Source organism: Bacillus atrophaeus (assembly GCF_039519175.1).
Taxonomy (GTDB): Bacteria; Bacillota; Bacilli; order Bacillales; family Bacillaceae; genus Bacillus; species Bacillus atrophaeus.
Genome location: NZ_CP154443.1, coordinates 3,208,301 through 3,233,674, shown reverse-complemented (window position 1 = coordinate 3,233,674; position 25,374 = coordinate 3,208,301). Strand labels below are relative to the sequence as shown.

At 42.8% G+C, this 25,374-nt stretch carries 23 protein-coding genes; 8 read left to right on the top strand and 15 right to left on the bottom strand.

Annotation, left to right across the window (positions count from 1 at the left end):
- Nucleotides 1–5: 5 nt before the first annotated feature.
- Entirely contained in the window at nucleotides 6–1,268 is a 1,263-nt protein-coding gene (gene hflX, locus AAHT65_RS16150) for a GTPase HflX (protein ID WP_094232067.1), read from the bottom strand.
- 150 nt (nucleotides 1,269–1,418) lie between these two features.
- On the bottom strand, nucleotides 1,419–2,387 hold the full coding sequence (gene spoVK / locus AAHT65_RS16145; protein WP_034717966.1) for a stage V sporulation protein K: 969 nt from the start codon (nucleotides 2,385–2,387) through the stop codon (nucleotides 1,419–1,421).
- A gap of 305 nt (nucleotides 2,388–2,692) precedes the next feature.
- On the opposite strand from spoVK, the gene AAHT65_RS16140 reads away from it, so the two are divergent.
- On the top strand, nucleotides 2,693–3,457 hold the full coding sequence (locus AAHT65_RS16140; protein ID WP_094232066.1) for an N-acetylmuramoyl-L-alanine amidase: 765 nt from the start codon (nucleotides 2,693–2,695) through the stop codon (nucleotides 3,455–3,457).
- A gap of 44 nt (nucleotides 3,458–3,501) precedes the next feature.
- Here AAHT65_RS16140 and AAHT65_RS16135 read toward each other — a convergent pair whose 3' ends face one another.
- The 9 genes from AAHT65_RS16135 to AAHT65_RS16095 form a co-directional block, all read right to left on the bottom strand.
- On the bottom strand, nucleotides 3,502–4,122 hold the full coding sequence (locus AAHT65_RS16135; RefSeq protein ID WP_106271487.1) for a hypothetical protein: 621 nt from the start codon (nucleotides 4,120–4,122) through the stop codon (nucleotides 3,502–3,504).
- A gap of 47 nt (nucleotides 4,123–4,169) precedes the next feature.
- Complete coding sequence (nrdF, locus tag AAHT65_RS16130; RefSeq protein ID WP_003328811.1) at nucleotides 4,170–5,156, bottom strand: class 1b ribonucleoside-diphosphate reductase subunit beta; 987 nt, start codon at nucleotides 5,154–5,156, stop codon at nucleotides 4,170–4,172.
- 17 nt (nucleotides 5,157–5,173) lie between these two features.
- Nucleotides 5,174–7,276 carry a class 1b ribonucleoside-diphosphate reductase subunit alpha gene (gene nrdE, locus AAHT65_RS16125; RefSeq protein WP_003328812.1) on the bottom strand — a complete coding sequence of 701 codons (2,103 nt, stop codon included), beginning with the start codon at nucleotides 7,274–7,276 and terminating at the stop codon, nucleotides 5,174–5,176.
- The gene (nrdI, locus tag AAHT65_RS16120; RefSeq protein ID WP_003328813.1) at nucleotides 7,236–7,628 is read right to left on the bottom strand and encodes a class Ib ribonucleoside-diphosphate reductase assembly flavoprotein NrdI; all 393 of its coding nucleotides are present in this window, start codon (nucleotides 7,626–7,628) and stop codon (nucleotides 7,236–7,238) included. Before nrdI ends, nrdE begins: the two co-directional genes overlap by 41 nt.
- A gap of 267 nt (nucleotides 7,629–7,895) precedes the next feature.
- Nucleotides 7,896–8,108, bottom strand: coding sequence for a hypothetical protein (locus AAHT65_RS16115; protein WP_003328814.1), 213 nt, complete (start codon nucleotides 8,106–8,108; stop codon nucleotides 7,896–7,898).
- A gap of 81 nt (nucleotides 8,109–8,189) precedes the next feature.
- Nucleotides 8,190–8,456 (bottom strand): YmzC family protein, encoded by a 267-nt coding sequence (locus tag AAHT65_RS16110; protein ID WP_035175466.1) that lies wholly within the window; start codon nucleotides 8,454–8,456, stop codon nucleotides 8,190–8,192.
- Nucleotides 8,457–8,574: 118 nt separating this feature from the next.
- Nucleotides 8,575–8,796 carry an RNA chaperone Hfq gene (hfq, locus tag AAHT65_RS16105; RefSeq protein ID WP_010788684.1) on the bottom strand — a complete coding sequence of 74 codons (222 nt, stop codon included), beginning with the start codon at nucleotides 8,794–8,796 and terminating at the stop codon, nucleotides 8,575–8,577.
- A gap of 39 nt (nucleotides 8,797–8,835) precedes the next feature.
- Nucleotides 8,836–9,780 carry a tRNA (adenosine(37)-N6)-dimethylallyltransferase MiaA gene (gene miaA / locus AAHT65_RS16100; protein ID WP_343310499.1) on the bottom strand — a complete coding sequence of 315 codons (945 nt, stop codon included), beginning with the start codon at nucleotides 9,778–9,780 and terminating at the stop codon, nucleotides 8,836–8,838.
- Nucleotides 9,781–9,880: 100 nt separating this feature from the next.
- Nucleotides 9,881–10,285, bottom strand: a complete 405-nt coding sequence (locus AAHT65_RS16095; RefSeq protein ID WP_343310498.1) for a YmaF family protein — start codon at nucleotides 10,283–10,285, stop codon at nucleotides 9,881–9,883.
- Between the two features lie 116 nt (nucleotides 10,286–10,401).
- On the opposite strand from AAHT65_RS16095, the gene AAHT65_RS16090 reads away from it, so the two are divergent.
- From AAHT65_RS16090 to AAHT65_RS16075, 4 genes are all read left to right on the top strand, one after another.
- Nucleotides 10,402–10,659: a hypothetical protein gene (locus AAHT65_RS16090; protein ID WP_035175129.1), complete on the top strand. Its 258-nt coding sequence runs from the start codon at nucleotides 10,402–10,404 to the stop codon at nucleotides 10,657–10,659.
- 132 nt (nucleotides 10,660–10,791) lie between these two features.
- The gene (locus AAHT65_RS16085) at nucleotides 10,792–11,334 is read left to right on the top strand and encodes a TetR/AcrR family transcriptional regulator (protein ID WP_003328821.1); all 543 of its coding nucleotides are present in this window, start codon (nucleotides 10,792–10,794) and stop codon (nucleotides 11,332–11,334) included.
- Complete coding sequence (locus tag AAHT65_RS16080) at nucleotides 11,331–11,645, top strand: DMT family transporter (RefSeq protein ID WP_003328822.1); 315 nt, start codon at nucleotides 11,331–11,333, stop codon at nucleotides 11,643–11,645. Before AAHT65_RS16085 ends, AAHT65_RS16080 begins: the two co-directional genes overlap by 4 nt.
- Nucleotides 11,646–11,661: 16 nt before the next feature.
- Nucleotides 11,662–12,009: a DMT family transporter gene (locus tag AAHT65_RS16075; protein WP_003328823.1), complete on the top strand. Its 348-nt coding sequence runs from the start codon at nucleotides 11,662–11,664 to the stop codon at nucleotides 12,007–12,009.
- Between the two features lie 13 nt (nucleotides 12,010–12,022).
- Here AAHT65_RS16075 and AAHT65_RS16070 read toward each other — a convergent pair whose 3' ends face one another.
- From AAHT65_RS16070 to AAHT65_RS16060, 3 genes are all read right to left on the bottom strand, one after another.
- Entirely contained in the window at nucleotides 12,023–12,475 is a 453-nt protein-coding gene (locus AAHT65_RS16070) for an OsmC family protein (protein WP_010788680.1), read from the bottom strand.
- Between the two features lie 123 nt (nucleotides 12,476–12,598).
- Nucleotides 12,599–13,306: a poly-gamma-glutamate hydrolase family protein gene (locus AAHT65_RS16065; protein WP_106034079.1), complete on the bottom strand. Its 708-nt coding sequence runs from the start codon at nucleotides 13,304–13,306 to the stop codon at nucleotides 12,599–12,601.
- A 302-nt stretch (nucleotides 13,307–13,608) separates the two neighbouring features.
- Nucleotides 13,609–13,839 (bottom strand): hypothetical protein, encoded by a 231-nt coding sequence (locus tag AAHT65_RS16060; RefSeq protein WP_343310497.1) that lies wholly within the window; start codon nucleotides 13,837–13,839, stop codon nucleotides 13,609–13,611.
- Nucleotides 13,840–14,071: 232 nt separating this feature from the next.
- Here AAHT65_RS16060 and AAHT65_RS16055 point away from each other — a divergent pair, with 232 nt between their 5' ends.
- The 3 genes from AAHT65_RS16055 to AAHT65_RS16045 all read left to right on the top strand — a co-directional run bounded on the left by AAHT65_RS16055 (nucleotide 14,072) and on the right by AAHT65_RS16045 (nucleotide 17,529).
- A complete protein-coding gene (locus AAHT65_RS16055; protein WP_088118480.1) occupies nucleotides 14,072–15,400 on the top strand; it encodes a S8 family peptidase in 1,329 nt (442 codons plus the stop codon).
- 201 nt (nucleotides 15,401–15,601) lie between these two features.
- Nucleotides 15,602–15,961, top strand: coding sequence for a hypothetical protein (locus AAHT65_RS16050; RefSeq protein WP_061670824.1), 360 nt, complete (start codon nucleotides 15,602–15,604; stop codon nucleotides 15,959–15,961).
- Nucleotides 15,962–16,287: 326 nt separating this feature from the next.
- Nucleotides 16,288–17,529 carry a cytochrome P450 family protein gene (locus AAHT65_RS16045; protein WP_258729249.1) on the top strand — a complete coding sequence of 414 codons (1,242 nt, stop codon included), beginning with the start codon at nucleotides 16,288–16,290 and terminating at the stop codon, nucleotides 17,527–17,529.
- Between the two features lie 114 nt (nucleotides 17,530–17,643).
- On the opposite strand, the gene AAHT65_RS16040 is transcribed toward AAHT65_RS16045, so the two are convergent.
- Complete coding sequence (locus tag AAHT65_RS16040; RefSeq protein WP_343310496.1) at nucleotides 17,644–25,365, bottom strand: beta-ketoacyl synthase N-terminal-like domain-containing protein; 7,722 nt, start codon at nucleotides 25,363–25,365, stop codon at nucleotides 17,644–17,646.
- Nucleotides 25,366–25,374 lie beyond the last annotated feature (9 nt).

Genomic DNA, 25,374 nt, shown 5'->3' with positions numbered 1-25,374 from the left:
CTTTCTTACATGTACTTCTTCAGTTCGCCTGATATATTTTGTTGGGCTTGTACATATCCTGAGATGTCATACCATTCATTTTCTTCATTAAAATAAATGCGTTCAACCATTGTTTCTGATTTAATTCTGGCAATCAGCTTTCCTTCATCCGCCGGAACTCTAGCCGTATACGGCGTTAAAAGCTCTTCCCGTAAATATTTTTCTATGTTTTCTTTAAATCTCGCAGCATCATCTTCGATTCTGGCACTGAGCATAATATGATGTTTTCCGGTTGACGGGATGAAGTCGGGCAGTTTTTGGTCTCGTTTGTTGTAAGCTGTCAGAATCGGAATATCGTCTGCTTTGAGCTCCTCCAATAGCCGAATAACGGTTTTTTCATGGCCTGTGTAATCCTCGTTTGAGGAATCAATGACATGCAGAATGACATCTGCTTCCTTCACTTCCTCAAGCGTCGATCTGAATGCAGCAATTAATGTCGTCGGCAGATCTTGTATAAACCCTACCGTATCCGACAACAGCACACTGTAGCCGCTCGGCAGCACCAGTTTTCTCGTCATCGGATCAAGCGTCGCAAACAAAAGATCCTCTTCATAGCTGTCAGCGCTGGTCAGACGATTGAACCAAGTGGATTTTCCGGCGTTGGTATATCCGACTAAAGCAAGCTGAAGGACTCCGTTTTTCTTTCTTCTATCCCGGTATCGGCTTCTGTGTCGGGTAACCGCAGTTAATTGGGTGTTTATTTCGTGAATGCGATTTCTAATATGGCGGCGGTCTGTTTCTAGCTTTGTTTCACCCGGCCCTCTTGCCCCGATGCCTCCACCTTGTCTGGAGAGATTAATACCTTGTCCGCTCAGTCTTGGAAGCGCGTATTGCAGCTGGGCTAATTCTATTTGAAGTTTTCCTTCTCTTGTTTTGGCCCTTTTTGCGAAAATATCCAATATTAATTGGGTGCGGTCAATGATTTTCACTTCAATGGCGGTAGCCAGCGATTTTAACTGGCTTGGCGATAGCTCGTCATTAAAAATCAAAAGATCTGCTGAGAGCTCTTCGCACAACGCTTTGAGTTCTTCTACTTTCCCCTTTCCTATATAAGTGGCTGCGTCAGCCCTGTTTCTTTTTTGCGTCACAGTGGTCAATACCGTCCCGTCTGCTGTTTTCGTAAGGGAAGCAAGCTCCGCAAGAGAATTGTCAAAATGCTCGTCTGAGATATGAGGCAGCTGGCATCCAACCAATATTGCCTTTTCTTGTATCAGTTCTTGTTCATTCAAATGGATGTTCCTTTCTTTACGTAATGGGCAGTAGTATTATCATACCAAACCGATCAGGCGTATACCACAAATCCCTTGATATTTCGGCTTTATATGACACATAGGCAGCTAAAAAAGAGCAAACAAACAGACCTCCCTGTGGCGAGAGGTCTATCCTGTGCCCGGTACCTCTTCTTTTATTGTGAGATCCTGGCTTTTTATTGTCATCAAGTCGCTTTTTAAGTATTGATCTCCCATTAAGAGCCTCATAGCTTGGGTGCGTATTGATTTTTCAATGACATTTCTCACAAATCGCCCGTTGCTGAATTTGACGGGGCTTGTTGTGCTTTTGACCGTCATTAAGTAATCTTTTAATTTCCATTCCGCTTCCTGACTGAATTGATATTCCCTATCTGCGATCATTCGTTTCGCAATATCCATCAGCTGGGATACGGAGTAATCCGGAAAATCAATACTAATGGGAAATCGTGATTGAAGCCCGGGATTTAATGATAAAAAATGGTCCATTTCTCTTGAATATCCGGCAAGAATTAAAATAAATTCATGCTGTTTGTCTTCCATATGCTTTACGAGCGTGTCTATTGCTTCTTTTCCAAAGTCTTTTTCTCCGCCTCTTGCCAGAGAATAGGCTTCATCAATAAATAAAATTCCGCCCAGTGACTTTTTGATTAAATCTCTTGTTTTTTGTGCCGTGTGGCCGATGTATTCCCCGACAAGATCCGCTCGTTCAGCCTCAATGAGGTGACCTTTCGAAAGAACATTCATTTCAAAAAAAAGTCTTCCGATAAGCCTGGCGACAGTTGTTTTTCCTGTGCCGGGATTGCCTTTAAACATCATATGCAATGCTTGTTTTCCCGCTTTTAAACCTTGTTCCGCCCGTTTTTGGTTCACAAAGATCCAAGCGTAAATTTCTTTGATATTCCGTTTCATTTCCTCCATGCCGACCAATGTATTCATTTCTTTTTCTATTTCTTTCAGAATGCCGTGCTTGGCTTCATTTTTTTGGACAGCGGTCTGATATTCCGCCTCTGCTTCAGCATTTGTCAGCACCTGCTTTTGTCCGTTAAGAATAATGTTGATCTGTCCGTTATTTTTATAGGTTACAGCGCGCTCCAACATTTTCACCTCTCTGTTTTCTCTTTATGTTATTCATGAATGAAGCGTTTGTGACACGCGCCTATCATGAGGGGGCATGTTTTTGACATCCGCCTGTCAAAACAACAGTTCTTTTCGGGAACGATGTTGAATCCTGCGCTTTCCCGAGAAATACTTTATTTCTTATTGTATTCATGACGGGAGCGGGGACAAACCATATATTTTTTTATTTTCCGGGAAATAGGAGGCGCTTTTCTTATTTTTTTCGGTAAAGACATCAGTACAAGCACCAATCGGTTTTGTTCATATGCTGTAATGAGGTGATGGGAATGGTTAAAATTTTTATTGATCCGGGCCACGGGGGAACTGATCCTGGTGCAACAGGCAATGGTTTGCAAGAAAAGGCGCTGACTTTGCAAATCGCTTTAGCGTTACGCACGATTTTAACCAACGAGTATGAGGATGTTTCTTTGCGAATGAGCAGGACAAGCGACCAATTTGTCAGCTTAGATGACCGGGCGGATGCGGCTAATAGCTGGGGAGCAGATTATTTCTTATCCATTCATATTAATGCCGGAGGCGGGACTGGCTTTGAGAGCTATGTTTATCCGGGAGTCGGATCGCCGACGACAACTTACCAGTCACATATCCATGGAGAGGTTTTGAAAGCGGCGGACTTTGCCGACAGAGGGAAAAAATCAGCAAATTTCCTTGTGTTAAGAGAGACTGCGATGCCTGCATTGCTTACAGAAAACGGTTTTATTGACACAGCGGCAGATGCCAACAAATTAAAAACAGCCAGTTTTATTCAAAGCCTGGCAAGGGGACATGCCAATGGGTTGGCACAAGCCTTTAATCTAAAAAAAAAGCCTAGCGACAGTTTATACAAAGTCCAAATCGGAGCCTTCAAAGTAAAAGCAAATGCAGATTCGCTCGCTTCCAGCGCAAAGGCTAAAGGTTTCAATGCGATCGTGCTTTTAAAGGACAGCCTATTCAAGGTGCAAATTGGCGCTTTTTCTTCACAAAACAACGCTGATGCTCTTGTCACTAAAGCAAAAAATGCCGGCTTCGATGCGTTTATCGTACAAGAATAAGCAAAAAACCCGGTCCCTCTCTCTAATGGAGGAACCGGGTTTTTCTATTCTAAAATATCCACGACAAACTGCGACCACGTTTCCAGCCGGCTGTAAACACTTTCTTGTTTTAACTCAGAAATGCTCATCCACTTGCCTGCAATTTGTTCCTTTTCTTTGACTTCCACATGTGCTCCTGATTTCAATTGAAGCGCTGAAAGGATGCCGATATGCACTTTACCGACACTGTTTTCGTCATCATTGATTAAACCGAGTGTGACGATCTTCAGTTTATCTTCCTCATTGATTTGAAGTTCCTCATCCAGCTCGCGGTCAGTGTTTAGTTTTAACACTTCCGAAAATGCTGCTGCCCCTTCAATGTGATTCATATGGCCGCCAAAGCCAAGCGAAAGTTTATTGTGCAGACGCGCCTCTCCTCCGCCTACAAGCCGTTCATAAACAAACACTTCATCTTCGCGTGTAATGACTACGTAAGGAATCGGCTGCTTGAAGAGCGGATCTTCTTCAGCATCTCCCCTTCTCATTTCACGATAATGCGCCTCAATCTGCGCCATGATTTCAGTGATACGTTCGTCTTCACTGTTTACGCCTTGGAAGGTTAAGCTTTCTTTCTTAAACACTTCATCCCGCGGAGCAACTAAAATAACTTCATCCATTTTTCCCATTTTTCGTTTTCCTCCTGTTCACATCATCAAGCCGAAAAGAGCAGATATTATATCTGCTCTTTTTCATCAAAATAAAAGTCGTCGTCTTTAATCGGCTCCACCGTAGCTTTCTTATAGCCATTCCCCTTCATCGAGAAGAAGTCATGTGATTTTGTTTTTGTGTTTAATCCGTTTAAGACGATCGGATTAATTTCTTCTTCTTCAAAGTAAGAATCAAAGCCGAGGTTCATAAGTGCTTTATTCGCGTTATAGCGGATAAACTTCTTCACATCGTGTGACAGCCCGACTTGGTCATACAGATCCTCTGTATATTCAAGTTCATTTTCATAAAGCTGTTCCAATAGTTCAATTGAGAACTCGCGCAGCTCAGCTTTTTTCTCTTCGGGCTGCTTATTGTATATTTCTTGTGCAAGGAGCCCGATGTATACGCCGTGAATGGCTTCATCGCGCAGAATCAGGTTGATGATTTCTCCGCTCTGCATCAGTTTTCCTTGTCCGTAGAAGTATAGCGGATAATAGAACCCGCTGTAGAACAAAAAGCTTTCCAGATAAACCGACGCTACCATGGCTTTGAATAATGAAATCTCATCATCTTTTTTAATGCTTTGATAAAGGCCGACAATGATTTGAGCTTTTTTCTGCAAAAATTTATTTTGTTTAACCCATTCGAACACTTCGTTGATGGTTTCAGTAGGTGCAAGTGTCATAAAAATATTGGAATACGATTTTGCGTGCACCGCATTCTCCATCATGGCCATAAAGTTCAGCACCGCTTTGCGCTGATGGCCCTCTACGTGGTCAGCCACGATCGGCATTCCCGTATTTCCCTGCTCGGTATCAAGAAGAGTAAGCCCGGCGAGCACCTTCATATAAGTATCTTGTTCGTTTTTCCCAAGGTACTTCCAAGTGAGTAGATCGCCGTTTAAAGCAATCTCTTCCGGAAGCCAGAACTGCTTTACATTTTGATTATAGAACATTTGGGTAAAATCATCTTCATGCTTTGACCAGTTTGCTGCGTCATAAATTTTCGTCACTATAAACTCTCCTTTAATCAAACAACACAAGAAAGGCAGCTGTCTTGCCCAGTATCTTTCGTTCTTGCATAGTAAATGGTTTTAATGCCTCTATGGTGGGCATACAGATCAATCCGGTTTAGATCACGGGTTGTCATCGTATCTTTCAAGAACAGTGTAAAGCTGATTCCCTGGTCAATATGCTGCTGGATCGTCGCAATCATATCCACCACTTTGAACATGTCCATGTCATACGCTTCTTTATAGAAGAACCAGTTGTTTGATGCAAGGCCCGGCATTGGATAGTACGTTTTCGAATTTCCGTATGTTCTTTCTTCTATCCGTTCCATGATAGGCATCACGGACGCTGTGCTTGACTGCACGTAAGAAATTGAACCGGTCGGCGCTATGCACAATCTGTAGCTGTGATACATGCCATGCTCAGCGACGAACGCTTTCAGCTGCTTCCAATCTTCAATTGTAGGAATATGCATGCCTTCAAACAGGGCTGCAATTTTTTCATACGCCGGTGAGAAATCGTTTGAGACATATTTGTCGAAGTATTCCCCCGTTGCATAGGATGAACCTTCATATTGCTCAAACGTTGCGCCTTTTTCTTTCGCAAGCTCCGCAGAACGCTGGATGGAATAGAAATTGACCATCATAAAGAACGTGTTCGCAAAATCTCTGGCCTCAGGGCTTTCATAAGCAATGCCGTTTTGAGCGAGATAGCCGTGGAGGTTCATGGCGCCGAGCCCGATTGATTTCATGGCTTTGTTTGCGCGTCTTACAGCAGGCGCGTTGCGGATGTCTGTCGTTTCAGACACATGGGTTAAAGAATCAGTTGCAAGCTTCACCGTATGCTCAATTGATTTGTGTTCCATTACATTCAAAATATTAAGCGATCCCAGGTTGCAGGAAATATCCAAACCGATTTCATCTTCTTCATCGTAATCTGTGTAAGATGAAACCTGTGACGCTTGAAGAACTTCAGAACACAGATTGGAAAACTTCACCTTGGATACGTGGTTCAACGCATGCTCCTTGTTGACGTTATCCTGGAACATAATGTACGGGTAGCCTGATTCTGAGCGCAGCACCGCAAGTTTTTCGAGCAATTTGCGCGCGTTGATTTTTTCTTTTTTCACACGCGGATTGTCGACAAACTTGTCGTACATTTCATTCATGTCCATTTCATCCATGTGCTGTCCGTATTCTTTGTAGATCGTATGCGGATAGAACACATAGGCCGCTTTATCTTCTCTCGCAAGCTCAACGAACTTATCTGGGATGACAACGCCGATAGAGAGTGTTTTTACACGCACATCTTCATCAGCCGAGATTTTTTTCGTATCAAGGAAGTCATTGATATCCCGGTGGAAAATGTTTAGGTATGCGGCTCCAGATCCTTGTCTTTGTCCCATTTGATCTGCATAACGGAACGCGTTATCGAGGAGCTTCATGACGCCGACAACACCTTTTGTCGCGTTCTCAACATCTTTAATCGCTTCGCCTTTGGCACGCAGCTTCGACAGATTGAGAGACACGCCTCCGCCCAGTTTAGAAAGCTGCATGGAAATGTCAATCGCTCTCGAGATATCATTTAGTGAGTCATTGACTTCTAATAGGAAGCAGCTCACAAGTTCTCCGCGGCGCTTTCTTCCGGCATTTAAAAATGTCGGTGTGCTCGGCTGATATTCTTGGTTAATCATTAAACGCACATAATCTTTCGCTTTTTCTGTGTCACCGTTGGCGAAGAACAGCGCAACGATTGATATTCTGTCCTCATAGCGTTCAAGGATTTTTTTCTTGTCGTTCGTTTTCAACGCATAGTCATTATAAAATTTAAACGCACTCATGAAGGAAGGAAAACGGAACTTCTTCGCGTAAGCTGTCTTAAACACTTCTTTAATATCTGCAAATGAATAGAGGCTTAGGAACTCTTCTTCGTAGTATTGGTTTTCAACCAGATAATCTAGCTTCTCTTTTAAATCGTGAAAGAACACTGTATTTTGGTTGATATAATCCACAAAATAACTATGTACAGCCTCTTTATCCTTATCGAACTGAAATTTTCCGTCCTTTTGGATCATGATTTCATTATTTAACTGAATCCATTTTGGCACTTGGTTTTGTGACAACTCTTTCTACCTCCTGAGTAAACAATTCAACGTCTTTCGATGTGCCGCTGAGTTCAAATTTGTGCAAAATCGGCACCTGATATTGTTTTGAAATGGTGTCGGCACTTTTTGCAAAGTTATCGCCCCACACTTTATTGCCGCTTGCTGCGACTCCTAATAGGAGATGGGCATTTTTTTCGAGAAATGACTGTGTCGAAGCCGGCACTTGTCCAAAGTCTGTCGTGTAGGTTACTAAAACAAACGGAGTGTCCAGATAGTCAGCTTCATTCACTTTACGTATCAGCTGAAACCCTGTCTTATTCACAAAACGCTGAACATTCCCTGTTTTCGAATCGAATATGATTTGAACCATGCTTTATCACGACCTATTACAAATTATGAATCTCTTATCTCCTAACACTATATATAGTATACTATCACATCCGAAAAACACAATATATAGATTCGCTTTTATAAAAAGTTCATATTTTCTCTATTCAGGACCTTTGCCCGGCTCCTTATGCGCCCAAAAAAGAGAGCAGAACGAGAATCGTCTCTCGTCCTACTCGAAAGGGTCATTTTTAAGCCGATGTATATCATAACACGAAAAAAAACTGCTTAGTAGTCTAGATTTTTTTTCTTATTTTTTGTAAGAATCACAACATTCGCTTTCAACGGTTTCTTCAATTTCTGCATCAGCGCCGATTTCTTCTAAGACTGCTTTCAGGGCGCTCGCAATGGATGCTTCTCTGATCAGTTCTTTGCCGTTTACAATGATGCTTGTGCCATATTCATAACAGGAATCATCCTCACAGGTTTCTTCCCAATGATTGATAATAACCTTGTGTTTCATATTCTCACCCTCTGCATGATCTATGTCAGTACTTAGTTTAGCGGCATCGGTCCGCTTTGTAAATTCGAATGCTTGTGAAAATTATTCAAGCTCATCGGATAGCCATTCTTTTTTTAGTGTTACCTCGTTCTTTGATTCATCATACTTATATATTTTGACCGTTCCGTCCTCGTAAACGCCAAAATGATTATGGTCCAGCGGAAATGAGCTTGTCTGCGGGATTTCATAATCACTATGGTCGGTATCGACCACAGTTTCTTGATTTCCGCAGCTTCCGAAAAATAAAAATACAGCAATAAACACAAGCGCAATTCTGATTCTTCTCAGTTCTGTTTCACTTTCCGTCAACATTCTCCCATCCCCTGTCTTTACGATTTTCCATTATGGCATACCTATACGTATGAATATAAAAAATGTTCCGCCGGGCATAAAAAAAAGGCCCTGAAAAATGGCCTTTTTCATGATTCTATTCGAGTTCAAGCTGGACGTTTTTTTGCGGGGCGAAGGTAGAGATGGCATGTTTATATATAAGCTGCTGCTTTCCTTCGGTTTCAAGCAATACCGTAAAGTTATCAAAGCCTTTCACTTGGCCGCGCAACTGAAAGCCGTTTAGTAAAAAAACAGTAACAAACGTATTTTCTTTTCGGATTTGATTCAAAAACTGATCCTGAATATTAATCGGTTTCATGTTTTGTCCTCCTTGATTCTCTATATCATACTGTTTCGATCAAAGTTCAAGTTTTCCTGCTATATGTGTGAAAATTTCCTTTTCCTTCAGCACGGCATCGACAGGCGGCGTCATATCAAACCAAGAGACGTGCATTTTGTTGCGAAACCATGTCAGTTGGCGTTTAGCATACCGTCTGGAGTTTTGTTTTAATTGCTCGACAGCTTCCGGAAGTGTCACAATTCCGTCAAAATATGCGTACAGTTCCTTATAGCCGATTGCCTGAATGGATTGGCAGTCTCTCAGATTTTGATTGTAAAGCCGTTTGACTTCATCAGCGAGACCCTCTGCCATCATCATATCCACCCGCTCATTAATTCTCTCGTAAAGCGCTTCTCTGTCCATTGTAAGGCCGATCATAACTGAATGATACAGCTGTTCGCGTTTCTGCTCTTTTAAATGCTGTGACATCGTTTTGCCTGACGTATGTAAAATTTCTAAGGCGCGGATCACTCTTCTGATATTGTTCGGATGAATCGAAGCTGCAGCTTCAGAATCGGCCGCGGCCAATCTGGCGTGAAGGGCTTCGGCGCCCTCCTGAACAGCCGCTTCCTCCATTTTTTTGCGGAAAGCGGGATCGTTCGCTTCTTCTGTAAATGTATAATCATACAGAACAGATTGAATATACAGACCCGTCCCTCCGACAATCATGGGAAGCTTTCCTCTTTCGCTGATCTCTTTGATCTTAGATCTCACCAATCTTTGGTAATCAGCGGTTGAAAAAGGCTCAGATGGGTCAAGAATATCAATCAAATGGTGAGGTATGCCCTCCATCTCCCGCTCAGAAATCTTTGCCGTGCCGATATCCATGCCTCTATATATCTGCATTGAATCTCCGCTGATAATTTCGGCATTTAACGCTTTAGCAAGCTGGATACTTATATTTGTTTTTCCCACTGCCGTCGGTCCGACCAGAATGACAACGGGCTGTTTTGTCTTTTTCACTGCACATCACTCTCTTTTACAAATCTCCCCCTATTATAACACTACTCATATATTCAACCACCTATTCATTTTGCCCTTTTTCTGACGCGGTAAACGTCTTTTACCAGCCGAGCGGCTCATTGCCTACTATTTCCCGCGTTCGCCCCTTCATGTCATGTCTATGCGTCTTTCTCCCGTTGTTTCTCGGATCATACACAACACCGCCGTACTGTATTTCTATCGGTTCATTGTAGGCGAGATAAGTGGTTTCTTTTATTTCATGATAATGCGTCCCGTCCGATCTCGGGATAGCGGGTCCGGAAATGCCATAGTAGCGGTGAAAATGACCGTTTTCAAAAGACGTAATCCCCGTATAATAATGCGTATGCCTATCCGTATTGCTTCCGTTCTCCGGCTGTGAGAATCCTTCAATCAGGTGATAGTGCCCTTCCACCACGTTCGTTTTTGCTTGATAAGCATGAACGTGCGGGGTAGCTTTTGACCAGTCAGATTGGTACAGCCCCAAAGCGGCTCACTCCTTTCTTTAATTTCCCTTTTGGTGAAAACGCCCAATCAAATCGGTATAGGCTGAATACTCTGGTATCAGCTAAAGTTTATTTTATTATCGGAGGTGCCTTAATTATGAATGAAGTACACCATTATTCACCTGAAAGTGATATGAGGCCTTTTGGAAGACCAGGTTTTGGTTTCGGAAGACCTGGATTTGGGTTTGGCAGACCTGGTTTCGGTTATGGCTTCGGACGTCCCGGTTTTGGGTTTTATGGCGGCCCGTTTATCGGAGGGCTTGTTGGCGGCCTAGTGGGAAGCGCTTTGCTTAATCCGTATGGTTACGGAGGATATCCTTATTATCCGTATCCCCCATATCCATATTACTATTAAAAAAAAGCAGACTCCTTAAAAAGGGGTCTTTTTTAACGTCCGAATTTGAGGTAAGATGAATCTCTTGACTCATAAAATAACATCATATATCATGTACTTTACTAACCGGTAAGTAAAGTAGGTGTTTTTTTTATGTCAAAAAAAGAAGAAATTTTTGAAGCAGCCGCTAAGACAATTACTGAAAAAGGATTAAAGCATTTAACCTTGAGCCGTGTGGCGAAAGAAGCAAACATGACAAAAGCCGGGCTCCTTTATCATTTTTCAAGTAAAGAAGAGCTTATTAACGAAATGAATGAATACGCCATATCAAACTTTCAGAACTTACTGGATCATCATCAAGAAAATTTGCAGTCTGATAAAGCCGTTTTCGTCAAATCGTTTGTTTTGGCGACGCTTGACGATCTTGAACTCCAAAATACAGTTCAACTGTGCACAAGTATGCTTGCGACCATGTCTTTCAACGAAGAGCTGCTGAAGCCATGGAGAACATTTTATACAGAATTTAAAAAAAGGGCAGATGAAGAAATTTCTGATCCTGCGACGTCACACCTGATCCGGCTTGTCTGTGACGGAATCTGGTTTTCAGAAATGTTTCAGCTGGAACCGTTGCAACAAAAAGAAAAAGCGCTTTTGCTCAAACGCTTAATGAATGTAATAGAGGAGGATTTTATATGATATTAGGTTACACCTTCCTCGCAATTGCTATATTATCAGAATCAATGGGCGCTGCCATGCTGAAAGTCTCTCATGGCTTCACCCGCTGGAAGCCGATCATGTTCGTCATCATCGGTTATTCACTTGCCTTTTATATGCTGTCACTGACATTAAACCATATACCTCTCGGCTTATCATATGCCACTTGGAGCGGAGCAGGCACGGTGCTGACAGCGGTTATCGGAGCAAAGTGGTTTGAAGAGAAGCTGAATAAACAAGGAATTGCCGGGATTCTGTTATTAATATCGGGAGTTGTGTTATTAAATTGGTAAAAAAGGCGGTGTTTTTATGAAAGGAATGATTTTTTTAGCTGCGGCAATTATCACAGAGGTATTTGGCAGCACAATGCTGAAACTGTCTGAAGGCTTTACGCAAATCGGACCCAGCATCGGAGTAATAGCAGGATTTGCATCCGCCTTCACTTTTTTAAGCATGTCACTTAAAACGATTGACTTATCTTCGGCATACGCCACATGGTCAGGCATCGGTACAGCGCTGACCGCTATCATCGGTTATTTGCTTTTTGGCGAAACCATCAGCATGAAAGGGATATTTGGCCTTACCCTTGTGATAGCCGGGGTTGTTCTGCTTAACAAGTCAAAATCGGCAAAAAAAGAACAAACGGTCTTACACTGACCGTTTGAACCCATTATTCCCCCGAAGCTCTTACTGAAGCTTCAAGCTTCAATTCCACGTTCCCCTGAACTGCACGCGAAATCATACAAGAAGACTCCGCCTTTTCCGCCAGTTTATGCGCGAGCGCCAAATCAGCTTGCGAAGCATCAGGCTTCAACAAAATAACAGGGCGGTGAATAATTGTTTTATACGTAAAAATTCCGTTTTTGACTTCAACAATACCCTCTGACTCCATATGCAGATCTTCTTTTTCAAGTCCGCTTCTTTCCATCATGGCTGCGAGCGTAATAATATAGCAGGTAGCGGCTGCGCCAAGAAGCATTTCATCAGGATTGGTACCCTGCCCCGGTCCGTCCATTTCCTTTGGAATCGAAATAGATGTCATGAGATTTCCGCTTTCTATCGTGCCGACATCATTACGCTTCCCCGGCCATTGTGCTTTTAAATAAAAATGATGATCTGCCATGCTGTATCCTCCTTTTTGTTTCTTTTTTCAGTCTACTGATGATTTTGAAATTTGTCCTCTGTTTTGCTTGATAAGGTACGCACCGAGGACAAGTTCCATTTATTTCATCTAAAATGACGATACTTAAGAATATTCCTCGTCAATCACTCTTCTGATCGCTCTGGCATAACGATAAAATTCCGTCGTTTTGGTATATTTTCTTTCCTTATAGTTAAAATCATCAAAAAATGCTTCTCTCTGTTCCCTGCTGATCTCCAGCTGGATGCTCAGCCCCGTTTTACCTTGATTGTTAATATTGTTTGCATCCAGTCCTGCCAGACCGCTCTTTGAGGAGGCCAATTCTGCAGAAAAACCGCTTTTTTCAAGGGCTTTTACAATCATTTTCGCGCGCTTGCGGTCACTACCGCCTACAAGTGTGTTCTTATCTTCTCCTTTATATCCGTGAAAGGCGATAATGTATTGGTGCTGTTTGATTTTCTCCTCGGCTGTCGGCTCATCAAAGTTAGTGCTGGTAATGTGCAGCGTCTGGTTATCGTGTGACTTTAAACCTTCAAAAAGATATGTAGAATATTCCATATCAAAAAAACGGACAAGCTCGCTTACCCCGCCTTCAATTCTGCCTCCATGCGGTGACATAATTAATACACGGCTTCCTTTTTTCCCGTTATATTCGATGTTATAGTCCTCAGGGCTTTCATTGGCCTCTAAGCTGCTAAAGTCCGCATATTTATCGGGCTGATTCGAGGGTTCCGGTTCTGATGCATAATGAACACATCTTATTAACAGGACCATTGCTACAATGATTATGACATTAAGTAAGATTCTTCTCATGTTCGTCTCCTTCCTAAAAGAATGGCACGGTTCATTATATGAGGTTTAGTCAATAGGTTTTATCTTACCATTGTATACCCGTTATCATCAGTGAAAAATTTCCCGGTTTCTAAAAATCAATTGATTGTCACAGTTGGGGGTGTCTATCAGCTTATAACAGTGAAAAAAGTTGGGATAAAAAATGAAGAAAAGGAATAAATACCCACACTCCCTAGGTTCTTGGTGAAAAGCAGGCTGTTTTTAAAAAATATATGGGAACTATTTTTATAAATAGGCTGTCTATTTATAACCGACAGCCTATATTAATTGGCAAAACGAAGAAATTGCTTCTTTTTTTGAACAGGTGCGCAAGAAAGGATGGAATCTAAAAGAAACGTTCTCATCTGTTTTTTGATGCAACAGAAGGCTTTTATATCATGGCTGTTTCGATGTTTCACAATAATGGTTCTTTTACAAATTGAACCGTCTTTTTTCATATATATTATATCAATCGGAACCTGCTCTTCTAAAGAGCGTTTTATCAGGATGTTCATGCGCTTTTTAGCTCCTTCTTTTTTCTCTTACCATACAGGAACAAACGTTCTTATTCAACCCTCAAACTAGAACCATTATCTTCCGGCCAGGCAGCTTACTCTTTCCTTGTGACATGAAAATCAGCCATTAAAAACCGCTCTTGTCCGCTTACAAGAAGGACAAACAAACTTACAAAAGAGACCCTCCATTCATAGAGTATACAGAGAAACTCATATTAGGAGGAATCATATGATGTTTGGTTACTCTATGGTACAAATGGTGAGGGCAAACGCCCATAAGCTAGATTGGCCGTTGCGTGAGAACGTTTTGCAGCTATACAAACCTTTTAAATGGACGCCGTGTTTTTTACATCAATTTTTTGAGACGAAATTGAGAAATCGAAAAAAGATGTCAGTGATCATAGAATTTGAGGAAGGCTGTCATGAAACGGGTTATCAAGCGACAGGAGACATTTTACAAAATGAAAAACGCTGTACATTAAAGCATCGCTTTCACAAGATCAATTGCTGCAGTGCAGAGGTAACGCCTTCAGCTCTACATGCTCTTCTCTCTCAATGCAATGATATCCGCAAAGTTTATTTAAATCGTGAGGTTAAAGCGCTTCTTGACACAGCAACTGAAGCCAGCCATGCGAAAGAAGTCATCAGAAACAATCAAGCATTGACCGGAAAAGGCGTCACCGTTGCTATAGTGGATACCGGAATTTATGAGCATCCTGATTTAGAGGGCAGAATAAAAGGATTTGCCGATTTTGTCAATCAAAAGACCGAGCCATATGATGATAATGGCCACGGCACCCATTGCGCGGGTGATGTTGCAAGCAGCGGCGCATCTTCTTCAGGTCAGTACCGCGGCCCGGCTCCTGAGGCCAACCTTATTGGCGTTAAAGTGTTAAATAAGCAAGGGTCAGGTACGTTAGCGGCAATCATTGAGGGTGTGGAATGGTGTATCCAATATAATGAAGACAACCCTGATGAACCGATTCGTATCATCAGTATGTCCCTTGGCGGTGAAGCGCTCCGCTACGATAATGAGCTTGATGATCCTTTAGTCAAAGCAGTGGAAGAAGCATGGAACGCAGGCATTGTTGTCTGTGTCGCCGCCGGAAACTCAGGACCTGATCCACAGACCATTTCAAGTCCGGGTGTAAGCGAAAAAGTCATTACAGTCGGCGCATTGGACGATAATGATACGGTGAGCCGTGAAGATGATATTGTCGCTTCCTTCTCAAGCCGCGGACCGACGGTCTATGGAAAAGAAAAGCCCGATATTTTGGCGCCCGGTGTCAATATTGTCTCCCTCCGCTCCCCGCGGTCATATATCGATAAGCTGCAAAAGTCGAGCCGTGTGGGGACGCAGTATTTTACAATGTCAGGGACTTCTATGGCAACACCGATTTGCGCGGGAATTGCCGCTTTAATCCTCGAACACAATCCCGAACTTACCCCTAATGAAGTAAAAGAACTTCTCAAAAACGGCGCAGATAAATGGTCGGACAATGATCCGAATATTTACGGTGCCGGTGCTGTAAATGCGGAGAATTCCGTTCCCGGCGAATAACCTTTCATCATAATTACACACTGCTGAATCTAAAAAGACAGATTTAGCAGTGTTTTTTATTTTTTCAAAGGAGCTGTCCGTAAACATTACATATTTAGGTTCTATTAGAGCGGTTATTCTGAGCCTCATCAAGCATCTATTTCGTGTAAAACGCAAAATAAATGGGAATAGTATCGTATAGATAAAAAGGAGGAATCGCTGATGACACTCACTAGCACTGAGCTTTCCGAATGGCTGAAAGCGCAGATTGGACAGACGCTTGATATTAGAAAAGGCGAGCTGACCAATAACCAAGACGAGATTTCAGATTTGGATCAGATTGTTCTTCACCTTAATGAAGTGGCCATACGCAGCACTAAGCATCCTGATGACTACGTAGCAAATGATGAACTGGTCCTCGAAGGAAAAGGAACTACTTTTACTGAAGAAGGCAATGTGCCGCTCCCAGAAAATGCTTATGAGATCCCTTTATCGGGTAGTATTCACATTCATCAGGAAAACGGAGGACTGAAGGTTTTGACAGATCGCGCAGTCTATACCATTGATATTCAACAGAACTGACATCTTTCCCCTGCCTTATTGGCGCCTTTGATTACTTTCAAAGGCGCTTCTTTTTATGGTGTTATATTAAAATGGATGTGCAGTCATTTTTTTGAAACAAACTATTGAATGCCCTCTTAAATAGATATATAGTTTTAAACATAACGGGCTGTCCAAGGTTTTCAACAGCCTGAACGATATGTGACTTTAGTAAGGGGGTCATATGCCTATACCTGTCCGTGTCGATGCGGGACATGCGTAAGGCTCACATGGGATATTTGGTCTGATGCCGAATGATATCATTTTGTTTAGAGTTTCTTTTAAAATGAAAGGCGAGGAGAATTCAGATGGAAAAATTGGTTTTTAATGCGCATTCTTCAGAGTTTCACGAAAATCCTTTTACAGTTTTGGGCCATTTTAGAGAGCACGATCCTATTCATCACTTCGAATTACACCGTTTCGGCGTTACATATCGGGCGTGGTTAATTACTCGTTACGATGATTGTATGGCATTTCTAAAGGACAATCGAATTACCAGAGACGTAAAAAATGTGATGAGCAAAGAACAGATTAAGAAGCTTAATGTAAGCGATGATATCGACTTTGTATCAGATCATATGCTGGCAAAGGATACGCCTGATCATACTCGTTTAAGGTCATTGGTTCACCAAGCTTTTACCCCCCGCATCATCGAAAATTTACGTACCAGCATCGAACAAATAACTGAACGTTTATTAGATGACATGGAAAAAGAGAATGAACCGGATATTATGAAATCATTTGCGTCTCCATTACCTTTTATCGTGATTTCTGAAATGATGGGAATACCGGAAGAGGATCGTTCGCAATTTCAGGTATGGACCAACGCCATGGTAGACACTTCAGAGGGTAACCAGGAGAAGACTAACCAATCACTCAGAGAATTTAAGGACTATATCGGCAAGCTGATACAAGAAAGAAGGATACACCCGAAAGACGATATGATCAGCAAACTGGTGCATGCTGAAGAGGATGGGCACAAGTTAAGCGAAAAAGAGCTTTACTCGATGCTGTTCTTGTTGATTGTGGCCGGCCTTGAAACGACCGTCAACCTGCTTGGATCGGGCACCCTCGCCTTGCTCCAGCACAGAGAGGAATTGGAGAAGTTAAAACAGCATCCCGACATGATAGACACGGCGGTAGAAGAGCTGCTGCGATATACCGCTCCGGTAGTCATGATGGCGAATCGGTGGGCACTCGAGGACTTCACATACCAAGGCCATTCTATAAAAAGAGGAGATATGATTTTTATAGGCATTGGCTCTGCCAATCGCGATCCTGAGCGTTTTGAAAATCCAGAAAAATTCGATATTTCAAGGTCTCCGAATCGGCATATCTCTTTCGGCTTTGGCATTCATTTCTGTTTAGGGGCCCCGCTTGCCAGATTAGAAGGCCAAATTGCCTTTAATGCGCTTCTTAAACGGTTTCCGTATATCGAGCTTGCAGTTGCATCTGATGAAATGAAATGGAGAAAAAATGCCTTTTTAAGAGGGCTAGAAAGTTTGCCGGTTTCACTTGCAAAGAAAAACTCGCTTTCCCGCCACAGCTAATTATTGCAAGATGAACATGGCGGATTGCAAACATCCGTCTTGTCCATTTTTCATGGGATAAGCCATTGAAAAAACCCCCTTTAAAAGGGGGTTTTTTATATAGTCATTCCTTCCTCAACGCTTCACCAGTTCATCTGCTTTTTCTTTATTGGCGTTTTCGAGTTTTTTTCTGAAGGCCTTAAGAAAATTCGCGTTTACTACACCTCTGTTTGAGTATAGCTTTTCACAAAACTCTAGAATAGCTTTAGATGGTTTGGGTTCAGATAACATCATTAAATGATTGGAGGAATTGACGTCTAATAGATGGAATTGGGCAATCTGCCGCTCCCACTCCTCCCAGTACCCTGTATGGTCTAATGGTATTTCTTCATTAGAGAGGGTGAAATAAACGTCTAATTCACCAAGAAATGACCTGCTTTTGTTACGAAAATAATAACATTTTAACGCTTCAGGATCAGGCAGCGGCTTCACTGTGTACTCCTCGACTTCATAAGCGAGCTGAGTTTTAACAATTTGCTTAATCTGCGTGCGTATTTGTTTTTCCGATTTGTTCAATCCCCGTTGTCTTGCCAAACCAATCAGTTCTTTTAAAAAGTCTTCATCTTCTGCGTTTACATTTACTTCTTCACGGCTGATGAGAACGCGAGTTAGCTTTTCCGGCTGAGCAACCGATGCCAGCATCGTATTTATTGTTTGAAGCATTGATGTTTTCAAAGCCGGTTTATCTTCTTTATATTCTGTGCTGTATGGAGAATCGACCATGACAATGCTTTTCACCGTTTGTCCTGTTTTTTGCAGCTGGCGTGTGATTTCATAAGCCAGCACTCCGCCTAAGGAATAACCGCCTACGTCATAAGGGCCCTCCGGCTGTACGGCTCGGATGATCTCTATATAATAGGAAGCCATGTCTTCGATTCCATGTAAAGGATCACGGTTTGTCATAAACCCCCTGGCTTGAATTCCGTAAAAAGGACGCTGGCTTTTCCCCGCAAATTGTTGATAAATCTCGACTCCGCCTACTCCTCCGTGAAACCAAAATACAGGACGCCCCTGCTGACTATCATTTAATTGGATCAATTCCGGAAACTGTCGGCGGATAGTCTTGTCCGGATGGTCCGACGATGATTGATCCTGTTTTTCCGATATCAGATTCATCATATCCTGGACGGTTTCACATGCTTGCAGCTCAGCCAGAGTGACTGAAGGATCAATATCCGTTTGCAATTGCTGTAATAATTGAATGCAAAGGATAGAATCAAACCCGTATTCTTGTAAAGGCGTATGAGGGCTTATTTCCCCCGGTGTCATTCCTAATAGATCGGATAAAATTTGGATGAAGCTGCCTTCTTGACGATCATGTACATCCTCATCTGAAAAAGCACGTGCACTTTCCTCTTTTTTATTAAATCCGTTCCAGCATTTTCGTTTTTCAAAAGGGTAAGCGGGCAAGGAAATTCTGTGTGCATCTTTTCCTTGCTGGAGTTTTTCCCATGGGATTTCCGCTCCTTTTGTCCAGCAGAAAGCGATTTTTTCAAGATTATTTTCTGCCAAAAGAGTCTGCATCACAACTTCTCCCAATGTCCCTTCAAGCAAGGTGCCGATATCTGAGAAGCCCTCTTTGGAATTCCCCGTAAAAACAGGGATAGCGCTCTGCGGCTTTCGTTCTTCTTTCATAGCCTTCAAGCAATCTTGTAATCCTGCAATCAATTCATCTCTACTGCTGATCACCAATGCCAGCCGATCATTCATCGCCTCACGCCCGACTTGCAGTGTATAGGCGTAATTCTTTAATGAAAGCTCATTTTGCTGTTTTACGTAGCCAAGCATTTGTTGAACAACCGCTTGAAGCCGGTCTTGATTCTTAGCAGAAAGGACCACGATTTGAGGTGCATTTACGGTCTCATCTGCTGGTGATTCTTTATGAGACGGGATATATTCTTCTAAGACCACATGCGCATTTACACCTCCGAATCCGTAGCTGTTAATACTCGCTCTGCGCGGGATTATTCTGCCTGCATGATCCTTTCGTTCTTCCCATTTATGGTTCTCCTCTGTCAGCAGGAATCTGCTCCCATCAGTTGATACCTGATCGTTTGGAGAGGTAAATCCGGGAATTCCCGGTATGGTTGCATGCTGCATCGCCATGCTGACCTTCATGAGAGCAGCCATGCCTGAGACAAGTTCACCGTGTCCAATACAAGGCTTTAAGCTGCTGATATAACATGGTGTTTCCTCTTGTATTTCCTGTATATGCTCTGTTTCCAGCTGTTTGTAGCCTGATTTCAGCGCATTGATTTCAATGGCGTCCGCTAAAGGCGAGGCAATCCCGTGCGCTTCTATATAAGTCACTGTTTTGGGATCTACTTTTGATCCTTGATAAGCCTTCAGCATAGCATCCTTCATTCCGTTCGGATTTGGCGCATGCAGCGACATCCCTCTGCCGCCATGCGATACACCCGTCCCTTTAATGACCGTATATATATGGTCGGAATCTTCAATGGCTTTTCGTAAAGGTTTGATCAAGAGCACCCCTGCTCCTTCACTTCTGACAAAACCATTTGCTTCTGCTTGAAAAGACTTGGCTTTCCCGTCCTCACTCAAGTATCCCATTGAATCAAAACCAATAAAGCCTTTTGGGGAAAGCAGCAAATTCACGGCACCCACAATGGCTTGCTCACATTCGTCATTCCGAATAGATTGAATGGCTCTGTGTAAGGCAACAAGTGCTGATGAACAGGCAGCTTCATAATATTCACTTGGGCCTCTCAAATTCAGTGCATAAGAAATACGATTTGGTATTAACGAAGGAATCATGGCTGCATTTGTATTATCGCTGCCGGCTGCAATAAAAACGCCTGTCGGCCGGTCAGATAATGTTTGACCTGTAATGCCGGCGTCTTCCATCGCCTTCCATGTATGTGTCAGTAACAGAAACTCCTGGGGATCCATACTCGCTGCCTCTTTGGGTGAAATGCCAAAGAACAGCGGGTCAAATTCACCAATACCTTCTATAAATCCGCCCCATTGAAGACTTGTCTGTTCTTCTTTAGAATTTCCGCCGTATTCGCGCCAATCCCAGCGTTCTTCCGGTATTTCCGAAACACAATGTCTTCCGCGGGCCAAGTTATCCCAAAACTCCGTCACATTGTTTGCTTTCGGGAATTGCCCCGACATGCCGATGATGGCTATGCCCTCAGCCGCAGGTGCGGTTGTTTCTTTCGTCTGTCTGTCATGTGCTTGAATATGTTTCACTTTATTTTCGTTCATATCAAAGGATTTTTTCTGCTGTTTGGTATCGCCAAACAATTGAATAAAGGACCTTTCATGTTCTTTCGCAAAAAAAACGGTAAGCTCTTGAACAGTCGGATGCTCAAAAAACAGCGTGGGTTGTAATTCGATCTTTGTCTCGGATTCGATCTCTCTTGTCAACGCAATCAATTGGGAAGAAGTTATTCCTAAATCCATTACATTTACCTTTGCAAGAGACAGTTTCGAAGGATCGTCTATGATCACAGCCAGTTTATCTGTTACGTAGTTACATATGCGGTCCGTCAGATGATTCGGATTATCTGCCGACTTTTCATATGAGACGGCATGTTCTTTCTTCTTGCTTTCTTGATCAGTCAAACGGAATCGCTTTAAAGAGTAACCTGAGTAGTGCAGGACCGTCTCAGATGCTTCATTGATCACATCAACATCAAACATCAGCATTTCGCCGGAATTTTTAACTAAGGTAATCAGCAGCCAGCATTCTTCCATTCTAGTATTTCTGTTAAATTCAATTTCATTGATTCCGAATGGTAAAAAACTGCCTTCTATATCTAATTGTTCTAATAAACTGAGCATTGCCAAGTAAGCGCTGTTGGTGATCAACGGGCTTACAGCATAACGATGTATTTTTTCTGCGTTTTGATCTAAACGCACTTTTGCAAGTATGGCGTCATTTCCTTTATACAGGCGGGTAATGGTCTTGAATACCTCTCCCCATTCCACAACTCCCTTGCCGCTTGAATACATCTGATCGATGTGATGAAGTTCGGTAAACGAGTGTTTGATGCTCTCAATGTTAATTTTCTTTGTTTGAAAAAGGCCTTTTTGACATTGCCCTGATGCGGCAAGCTTCCAGGAATCAGATGTTTGGTCACGAAACAACATTTGTACATCTGTTGCGTTTTCTTTTTGGAACGCCTCCGCTTTGAGATCAATTGTTTGACCTTCTTTCACTGCTACAGGAGTTACATAATTTAATTTACTGATGCGGCCGCTGTTTGCTTCAGGGAACATTTCAAAAAAAGCATCAATGGCAAGACTTCCATACGTTGCTCCTATGAGTACGTGTTCTTTATTAAACACATGCCCTTTCACGTAAGGCTCATCATATACGTACGAATCATGAACCGCGTGATATTTTTCCTTACATGCAACATCCGGATTCCGCCCGTATTGTATCGGTTCATCAAAATAAAATGCTGCCTGATGGTCGAACGCATAATGCGGCAGGTCGATCCAGTCTGAACCGCTGCCTTGATTCATTTGATCAAATTGAATCGCCGCCCCTGCTGCCCATTCTTGTGCCAGCTTTCTTGTATCTTTTGTTTCAACATCTGGCAGAACAGCACCAGGCTGTAAATCGAAAGATGTATAAATCCCCTCATAAATTGAACTCTCTTTTGATTTTTGGAAGATCTTTAGTTTTTCGATAAGTTCTTGCACCGATGAAACCGTAAATGCAGTTCTATGTTCTAAATGATGATTGATCCTGTGTAATGACCTTACAACCGGTCCAATATCAGCTGAAACATTTTTTTCTAAATATACGCGCATTTTTTCTAGATAGCTGAGCAAACTCCATTTCGTTTTCGCTGAAAAAACGGCGAGATATTCCTGCTGGTGAGAAGTTGCTTTCTTCTCAGGAACAGCGCCGATATATTCTTCCACAATGAGATTCGCATAGGCCCCGCCCGCGCCGAAGGAATTAATCATGCTTCTTCGAGGCAGTGTTTTTCCTGTTTCGGGATCCTTCAACCGATGCCACGGCTCCGCTTCTTTCTGAAGATAAAATGCTGTCTTTTCCAAATGAATATTCGGATTTACTGGACTTGCGTTTATCGTCGGCACCAGCGTTTCTTTCTTCATCTGTAAAAGAACTTTCGTCAGTTGGGAAACGCCGGAAGCCGCTTCCAAATGTCCCAGGTTGGATTTAACGGAACCCATTGCGCAAAACTGTTTCTTATCTGTATATTGACTAAAAGCGTTGGTAAGCGCGATGACTTCAATCGGATCTCCTAACGCTGATCCGTTTGCCGCTGATTCAATATACCCGATCGTCTCCGGGTCAATTCCGGATTGCTGAATGGACTTCGTAATTAATTTGGCCTGCTGCTTCGGATCGGGAGCCGTATACATCTGTCGGCCGCCGCTATGGTTGGCAAAGCTGCTTTTGATGACCCCGTAAATATGGTCCTGATCTTCAATCGCCTTGGAAAGAGGTTTTAACAGCACGGCGCCGGCGCCTTCTCCCGGTATTAAGCCGGTTCCTGCGCCAAAACTCTTACTTTGATTTCCGTTTTCTAAAAGATTCGCACGCTCCAATGAATCGTACTTGGAGAGATCCAGCGTTAAATTAACCCCTCCTGCTATGGCCATTGAGCAGCTTTTCTGTTTCAGACTTTCACAGGCAAGATGAATAGCGCTTAACGAACTGGAGCAAGCAGAACTAATGGCCATACTCGGCCCGGTCAGGTTGAAAAAGTGAGACACACGATTTGCGATATGCCAGTCTCCTCCATTAGAACTCAGCACCGCTTGTTCTAACGACGGGATATTCCAAAAATACTGATTGTACATGTTTCCAATAAAGACGCCTACTCCGGTTTCTGTGTCGTACAGCTCACTTACTTTGGATTGAGAATAGCCTCCGCTTTCAAATGTTTCCCAAACGGTTTCCAGGAATAACCGAAGTTCCGGCGTCATTTCCATCACTTGCTTCTCATTTACTTCAAATAGATGATGGTCGAATTTGTCGATGTCTTTTAAAAATCCGCCATAAAGCTTTTTATCACTTTTTCGTAACGGGTCTTTCGATAAAGTCTTAATGAGTGATGTCCGCCACCTTGATTCAGGAGATTCTGTAATACAATTGTCACCGGCTTTTAAATGCTCCCAAAGCTCTTCCAGATTATCGGACATAGGATAACGGCCGCTTATGCCGATAATCGCAATATCCTCTGAGCTAGAATGCGCAGACATCTCCTCTTTTGAACCGCCGGCCTGGTCCTTACCCGCTGTTTCGAAAGGAGCAGTATTTGTCTTGGCTGCTTGAGGGGTGCGAATGATCTCCCGCTCATTTGCGAAACGGCGCGTTTTATGAGCAAACGGCGGTGCAGGATTTGAAGACTCCGTTTGAATCGGAGCCTCCTTCCTTGCAGGTTCTTTCTTTTCTATCGTCAATGACTTTTTAAGCTTCTCAGCATGCTGCGTTAAAAGATAATCGACTAGTTCTTGGATGTTCGTGTGCTCAAATAAAATCGTTTTAGGAAGATCACCTGTCAGTTTTTCTAACTCTCGAATAAAGTTCACTTGCAGAATTGAATCGATTCCATACTTCTCGAACGTTGTATCTGTCGTTATTCGTTCCGGAGACAGCTTAATCGATTTCGCTAACGTTTCCTTTACAAATTGTATCGTTTGTGCCGTGATAGACTCTTCTTCGCGGTCTTCCGTTTTTTCTTGCGGATGGTCTGCTTTTTGTTGTTGCACCTCTTGTTTTTCATGTTCTATTGGCTGCTTTTGCCGGACCACTCCGTCACTTTCGGCCGCAACGATCTGCTGGCCCAACTGGTGCGATTCTTCAGCCATAAACGAGACATAACGGAAGCCCTCACCCTCTAATACTTTTTGCCACATCTCTGGATATAAACCAGGGCAGCCCGGGATACGCAGTTCGGGATCTTCATACAGCCACCAGCCCTCCAAAAGACCAAACGTTAAGTGCGAGTATAAATTATGGCTGTTTATTTCATTCAGCAAAAGCAGCCCGTTCTTTTTCAAAACCGCTTTAGCATTTCGCAAGGTTTGGCGGATATTTTTCGTCGCATGCAGGACATTCGCCGCTATGACCACGTCATATTTGCCCGCTTCTATGCCTTGTTCAGCAACATTCTCTTCCACATTAAATACTTTATATGTCAAATAAGGATTCTCCGGCCCGTACTCTTTTTCCGCATGCATTAAAAATGCTTTAGAGAGATCCGTATAGCAATACTCTTTTACATGGCTCTGATACACTTTTAATTTTTCAAACACAGAAGCGCTTGTACCGCCTGTTCCCGCCCCGATTTCTAACATTCGAACCTTTGCGCCGGGCTCTTGTTTCAGCCGCTCTTGCATAAAGGCTATAACGGTGTCCGCAAGCACATCATTAAAATAGTCTGCGACTTGATTGTTTTTATACACTCCTTCGACCAAATCCATGGAGGAATCGGGAAACAGTATGTCGGTGGCAGATACTTTGCCGGTAAGAATATCCGGCAAAGCTCTGAGCGCAGTCTCCACTAACACCACCATGGCTTTCATATTGCTGTCTTGAAGCAAAGCGGCTTTATTTTCATCCCATTCCTTCCACAGTTCATTCAAATTCTCTATTGATTGCGTTGGTACATATGCATCACCAGTTTGCTGAAGAAGATGGTTTCGCACCAAAATTGATAAGCTCTCCTCAAACCATCTGCCATAGAAATCCCGCAAGATCGGCTGGGATTTTGTTTCTGAGAAAAATCCTATGGACTGTAATTGCGCTAATAGCATTTTGCAAAGAATGTCTTCTGTATTCCGCATTGGCGAAGC

Excerpts from the sequence above, each read along its gene's own strand:
- hfq (WP_010788684.1), bottom strand. The coding sequence starts at position 8,796 with ATGAAACCGATTAATATTCAGGATCAGTTTTTGAATCAAATCCGAAAA.
- AAHT65_RS16090 (WP_035175129.1), top strand. The coding sequence starts at position 10,402 with ATGAATGAAGTACACCATTATTCACCTGAAAGTGATATGAGGCCTTTT.
- AAHT65_RS16085 (WP_003328821.1), top strand. The coding sequence starts at position 10,792 with ATGTCAAAAAAAGAAGAAATTTTTGAAGCAGCCGCTAAGACAATTACT.
- AAHT65_RS16115 (WP_003328814.1), bottom strand. The coding sequence starts at position 8,108 with ATGAAACACAAGGTTATTATCAATCATTGGGAAGAAACCTGTGAGGAT.
- AAHT65_RS16050 (WP_061670824.1), top strand. The coding sequence starts at position 15,602 with ATGACACTCACTAGCACTGAGCTTTCCGAATGGCTGAAAGCGCAGATT.
- AAHT65_RS16140 (WP_094232066.1), top strand. The coding sequence starts at position 2,693 with ATGGTTAAAATTTTTATTGATCCGGGCCACGGGGGAACTGATCCTGGT.
- AAHT65_RS16055 (WP_088118480.1), top strand. The coding sequence starts at position 14,072 with ATGTTTGGTTACTCTATGGTACAAATGGTGAGGGCAAACGCCCATAAG.
- AAHT65_RS16045 (WP_258729249.1), top strand. The coding sequence starts at position 16,288 with ATGGAAAAATTGGTTTTTAATGCGCATTCTTCAGAGTTTCACGAAAAT.
- spoVK (WP_034717966.1), bottom strand. The coding sequence starts at position 2,387 with ATGTTGGAGCGCGCTGTAACCTATAAAAATAACGGACAGATCAACATT.
- AAHT65_RS16070 (WP_010788680.1), bottom strand. The coding sequence starts at position 12,475 with ATGGCAGATCATCATTTTTATTTAAAAGCACAATGGCCGGGGAAGCGT.
- nrdI (WP_003328813.1), bottom strand. The coding sequence starts at position 7,628 with ATGGTTCAAATCATATTCGATTCGAAAACAGGGAATGTTCAGCGTTTT.
- AAHT65_RS16065 (WP_106034079.1), bottom strand. The coding sequence starts at position 13,306 with ATGAGAAGAATCTTACTTAATGTCATAATCATTGTAGCAATGGTCCTG.
- AAHT65_RS16075 (WP_003328823.1), top strand. The coding sequence starts at position 11,662 with ATGAAAGGAATGATTTTTTTAGCTGCGGCAATTATCACAGAGGTATTT.
- AAHT65_RS16135 (WP_106271487.1), bottom strand. The coding sequence starts at position 4,122 with ATGGGAAAAATGGATGAAGTTATTTTAGTTGCTCCGCGGGATGAAGTG.
- AAHT65_RS16080 (WP_003328822.1), top strand. The coding sequence starts at position 11,331 with ATGATATTAGGTTACACCTTCCTCGCAATTGCTATATTATCAGAATCA.
- AAHT65_RS16040 (WP_343310496.1), bottom strand. The coding sequence starts at position 25,365 with ATGCGGAATACAGAAGACATTCTTTGCAAAATGCTATTAGCGCAATTA.
- AAHT65_RS16060 (WP_343310497.1), bottom strand. The coding sequence starts at position 13,839 with ATGAACATCCTGATAAAACGCTCTTTAGAAGAGCAGGTTCCGATTGAT.